This is a genomic window from Pseudomonas sp. GW821-FHT07F01, assembly GCF_059418825.1.
In genome coordinates this window covers 1-5,536 of sequence record NZ_JBWKQO010000011.1, presented here as the reverse complement: position 1 = coordinate 5,536, position 5,536 = coordinate 1, and the positions used below count along the sequence as shown (strand labels likewise).

Sequence of the window (5,536 nt, the reverse complement as noted above, 5' to 3'; positions counted from 1 at the left end):
TCTATAATTCGCCCCACTTCCGGCGCAGTCGAAACGGAAAACTCCTTGAGATTCAACGAGTTACGCAGTTTTCGACAGCGGTTACGCTTCAGTTCATCGAAGCCAGAAGCAGTTGGTAAGGCAGTCAGTTTTCGCCTTATTAACGATTCGATCCTCTCGGTCGAAAGCGGTTGAAAAGAGGTGTTGACAGCAGCGTGTAACGCTGTAGAATTCGCCTCCCGCTAACGAGAGATCGGAAGCGCAAGTGGTTGAAGTTAAAAAGGAAACTTTGAAAACTTCTTAAAAAAATCACTTGACAGCAAATGAGGCTGCTGTAGAATGCGCGCCTCGGTTGAGACGAAAGATCTTAACCAACCGCTCTTTAACAACTGAATCAAGCAATTCGTGTGGGTGCTTGTGGAGTCAGACTGATAGTCAAAAAGATTATCAGCATCACAAGTTACTCCGCGAGAAATCAAAGATGTAACCAACGATTGCTGAGCCAAGTTTAGGGTTTTCTCAAAACCCAAAGATGTTTGAACTGAAGAGTTTGATCATGGCTCAGATTGAACGCTGGCGGCAGGCCTAACACATGCAAGTCGAGCGGCAGCACGGGTACTTGTACCTGGTGGCGAGCGGCGGACGGGTGAGTAATGCCTAGGAATCTGCCTAGTAGTGGGGGATAACGTCCGGAAACGGGCGCTAATACCGCATACGTCCTACGGGAGAAAGTGGGGGATCTTCGGACCTCACGCTATTAGATGAGCCTAGGTCGGATTAGCTAGTTGGTGAGGTAATGGCTCACCAAGGCGACGATCCGTAACTGGTCTGAGAGGATGATCAGTCACACTGGAACTGAGACACGGTCCAGACTCCTACGGGAGGCAGCAGTGGGGAATATTGGACAATGGGCGAAAGCCTGATCCAGCCATGCCGCGTGTGTGAAGAAGGTCTTCGGATTGTAAAGCACTTTAAGTTGGGAGGAAGGGCAGTTACCTAATACGTAATTGTTTTGACGTTACCGACAGAATAAGCACCGGCTAACTCTGTGCCAGCAGCCGCGGTAATACAGAGGGTGCAAGCGTTAATCGGAATTACTGGGCGTAAAGCGCGCGTAGGTGGTTTGTTAAGTTGGATGTGAAAGCCCCGGGCTCAACCTGGGAACTGCATCCAAAACTGGCAAGCTAGAGTATGGTAGAGGGTGGTGGAATTTCCTGTGTAGCGGTGAAATGCGTAGATATAGGAAGGAACACCAGTGGCGAAGGCGACCACCTGGACTGATACTGACACTGAGGTGCGAAAGCGTGGGGAGCAAACAGGATTAGATACCCTGGTAGTCCACGCCGTAAACGATGTCAACTAGCCGTTGGGAGCCTTGAGCTCTTAGTGGCGCAGCTAACGCATTAAGTTGACCGCCTGGGGAGTACGGCCGCAAGGTTAAAACTCAAATGAATTGACGGGGGCCCGCACAAGCGGTGGAGCATGTGGTTTAATTCGAAGCAACGCGAAGAACCTTACCAGGCCTTGACATCCAATGAACTTTCTAGAGATAGATTGGTGCCTTCGGGAACATTGAGACAGGTGCTGCATGGCTGTCGTCAGCTCGTGTCGTGAGATGTTGGGTTAAGTCCCGTAACGAGCGCAACCCTTGTCCTTAGTTACCAGCACGTTATGGTGGGCACTCTAAGGAGACTGCCGGTGACAAACCGGAGGAAGGTGGGGATGACGTCAAGTCATCATGGCCCTTACGGCCTGGGCTACACACGTGCTACAATGGTCGGTACAAAGGGTTGCCAAGCCGCGAGGTGGAGCTAATCCCATAAAACCGATCGTAGTCCGGATCGCAGTCTGCAACTCGACTGCGTGAAGTCGGAATCGCTAGTAATCGCGAATCAGAATGTCGCGGTGAATACGTTCCCGGGCCTTGTACACACCGCCCGTCACACCATGGGAGTGGGTTGCACCAGAAGTAGCTAGTCTAACCTTCGGGAGGACGGTTACCACGGTGTGATTCATGACTGGGGTGAAGTCGTAACAAGGTAGCCGTAGGGGAACCTGCGGCTGGATCACCTCCTTAATCGACGACATCAGCTGCTTCATAAGCTCCCACACGAATTGCTTGATTCATTGAAGAAGACGATAGAAGCAGCTTTAAGCTCCAAGCTGATAGCTCCAAGCTAACAGTTACAAGCTCGAAATTGGGTCTGTAGCTCAGTTGGTTAGAGCGCACCCCTGATAAGGGTGAGGTCGGCAGTTCGAATCTGCCCAGACCCACCAATTTTGTTATGGGGCCATAGCTCAGCTGGGAGAGCGCCTGCCTTGCACGCAGGAGGTCAGCGGTTCGATCCCGCTTGGCTCCACCATAAACTGCTTCTGAAAGCTTAGAAATGAGCATTCACTTTGAATGTTGATTTCTAGTCTTTTGATTAGATCGTTCTTTAAAAATTTGGGTATGTGATAGAAAGATAGACTGAACGTTACTTTCACTGGTAACGGATCAGGCTAAGGTAAAATTTGTGAGTTCTCTTTTAATTAAGAATGCAAATTTTCGGCGAATGTCGTCTTCATAGTATAACCAGATTGCTTGGGGTTATATGGTCAAGTGAAGAAGCGCATACGGTGGATGCCTTGGCAGTCAGAGGCGATGAAAGACGTGGTAGCCTGCGATAAGCTTCGGGGAGTCGGCAAACAGACTTTGATCCGGAGATCTCTGAATGGGGGAACCCAGCCATCATAAGATGGTTATCTTGTACTGAATACATAGGTGCAAGAGGCGAACCAGGGGAACTGAAACATCTAAGTACCCTGAGGAAAAGAAATCAACCGAGATTCCCTTAGTAGTGGCGAGCGAACGGGGACTAGCCCTTAAGTGGCTTTGAGATTAGCGGAACGCTCTGGAAAGTGCGGCCATAGTGGGTGATAGCCCTGTACGCGAAAATCTCTTAGTCATGAAATCGAGTAGGACGGGGCACGAGAAACCTTGTCTGAATATGGGGGGACCATCCTCCAAGGCTAAATACTACTGACTGACCGATAGTGAACTAGTACCGTGAGGGAAAGGCGAAAAGAACCCCGGAGAGGGGAGTGAAATAGATCCTGAAACCGTATGCGTACAAGCAGTGGGAGCAGACTTTGTTCTGTGACTGCGTACCTTTTGTATAATGGGTCAGCGACTTATTTTCAGTGGCAAGCTTAACCGAATAGGGGAGGCGTAGCGAAAGCGAGTCTTAATAGGGCGTCTAGTCGCTGGGAATAGACCCGAAACCGGGCGATCTATCCATGGGCAGGTTGAAGGTTAGGTAACACTGACTGGAGGACCGAACCGACTACCGTTGAAAAGTTAGCGGATGACCTGTGGATCGGAGTGAAAGGCTAATCAAGCTCGGAGATAGCTGGTTCTCCTCGAAAGCTATTTAGGTAGCGCCTCATGTATCACTGTAGGGGGTAGAGCACTGTTTCGGCTAGGGGGTCATCCCGACTTACCAAACCGATGCAAACTCCGAATACCTACAAGTGCCGAGCATGGGAGACACACGGCGGGTGCTAACGTCCGTCGTGAAAAGGGAAACAACCCAGACCGTCAGCTAAGGTCCCAAAGTTATGGTTAAGTGGGAAACGATGTGGGAAGGCTTAGACAGCTAGGAGGTTGGCTTAGAAGCAGCCACCCTTTAAAGAAAGCGTAATAGCTCACTAGTCGAGTCGGCCTGCGCGGAAGATGTAACGGGGCTCAAACCATACACCGAAGCTACGGGTATCACGTAAGTGATGCGGTAGAGGAGCGTTCTGTAAGCCTGTGAAGGTGAGTTGAGAAGCTTGCTGGAGGTATCAGAAGTGCGAATGCTGACATGAGTAACGACAATGGGTGTGAAAAACACCCACGCCGAAAGACCAAGGTTTCCTGCGCAACGTTAATCGACGCAGGGTTAGTCGGTCCCTAAGGCGAGGCTGAAAAGCGTAGTCGATGGAAAACAGGTTAATATTCCTGTACTTCTAGTTATTGCGATGGAGGGACGGAGAAGGCTAGGCCAGCTTGGCGTTGGTTGTCCAAGTTTAAGGTGGTAGGCTGGAATCTTAGGTAAATCCGGGGTTCTAAGGCCGAGAGCTGATGACGAGTTACCTTTTAGGTGACGAAGTGGTTGATGCCATGCTTCCAAGAAAAGCTTCTAAGCTTCAGATAACTAGGAACCGTACCCCAAACCGACACAGGTGGTTGGGTAGAGAATACCAAGGCGCTTGAGAGAACTCGGGTGAAGGAACTAGGCAAAATGGCACCGTAACTTCGGGAGAAGGTGCGCCGGTGAGGGTGAAGGACTTGCTCCGTAAGCTCATGCCGGTCGAAGATACCAGGCCGCTGCGACTGTTTATTAAAAACACAGCACTCTGCAAACACGAAAGTGGACGTATAGGGTGTGACGCCTGCCCGGTGCCGGAAGGTTAATTGATGGGGTTAGCTAACGCGAAGCTCTTGATCGAAGCCCCGGTAAACGGCGGCCGTAACTATAACGGTCCTAAGGTAGCGAAATTCCTTGTCGGGTAAGTTCCGACCTGCACGAATGGCGTAACGATGGCGGCGCTGTCTCCACCCGAGACTCAGTGAAATTGAAATCGCTGTGAAGATGCAGTGTATCCGCGGCTAGACGGAAAGACCCCGTGAACCTTTACTATAGCTTTGCACTGGACTTTGAATTTGCTTGTGTAGGATAGGTGGGAGGCTTTGAAGCGTGAACGCCAGTTTGCGTGGAGCCATCCTTGAAATACCACCCTGGCAACTTTGAGGTTCTAACTCAGGTCCGTTATCCGGATCGAGGACAGTGTATGGTGGGTAGTTTGACTGGGGCGGTCTCCTCCTAAAGAGTAACGGAGGAGTACGAAGGTGCGCTCAGACCGGTCGGAAATCGGTCGTAGAGTATAAAGGCAAAAGCGCGCTTGACTGCGAGACAGACACGTCGAGCAGGTACGAAAGTAGGTCTTAGTGATCCGGTGGTTCTGTATGGAAGGGCCATCGCTCAACGGATAAAAGGTACTCCGGGGATAACAGGCTGATACCGCCCAAGAGTTCATATCGACGGCGGTGTTTGGCACCTCGATGTCGGCTCATCACATCCTGGGGCTGAAGCCGGTCCCAAGGGTATGGCTGTTCGCCATTTAAAGTGGTACGCGAGCTGGGTTTAGAACGTCGTGAGACAGTTCGGTCCCTATCTGCCGTGGACGTTTGAGATTTGAGAGGGGCTGCTCCTAGTACGAGAGGACCGGAGTGGACGAACCTCTGGTGTTCCGGTTGTCACGCCAGTGGCATTGCCGGGTAGCTATGTTCGGAAAAGATAACCGCTGAAAGCATCTAAGCGGGAAACTTGCCTCAAGATGAGATCTCACTGGAACCTTGAGTTCCCTAAAGGGCCGTCGAAGACTACGACGTTGATAGGTTGGGTGTGTAAGCGCTGTGAGGCGTTGAGCTAACCAATACTAATTGCCCGTGAGGCTTGACCATATAACACCCAAGCAATTTGCTTAAGAAGCGAGTTGCGGTGTGTGAAGACGATACAAACCGAAAGTTTGC

2 tRNA genes and 2 rRNA genes are annotated in these 5,536 nt (G+C 50.8%); all 4 read left to right on the top strand.

The annotated features are described in order from the left end of the window. The first annotated feature begins 517 nt into the window (after positions 1-517). The 4 genes from AC07R1_RS31370 (at position 518) to AC07R1_RS31355 (ending at position 5,467) form a co-directional block, all read left to right on the top strand. A 16S ribosomal RNA gene (locus tag AC07R1_RS31370) occupies positions 518-2,056 on the top strand. Positions 2,057-2,179: 123 nt separating this feature from the next. Continuing rightward, a tRNA-Ile gene (locus AC07R1_RS31365) sits at positions 2,180-2,256 on the top strand. 10 nt (positions 2,257-2,266) lie between these two features. After that, positions 2,267-2,342: transfer RNA gene (locus tag AC07R1_RS31360), tRNA-Ala, on the top strand. Between the two features lie 233 nt (positions 2,343-2,575). After that, positions 2,576-5,467 (top strand): 23S ribosomal RNA (locus AC07R1_RS31355). Together the 16S and 23S rRNA genes with 2 tRNA genes alongside form the textbook arrangement of a ribosomal RNA operon. Positions 5,468-5,536 lie beyond the last annotated feature (69 nt).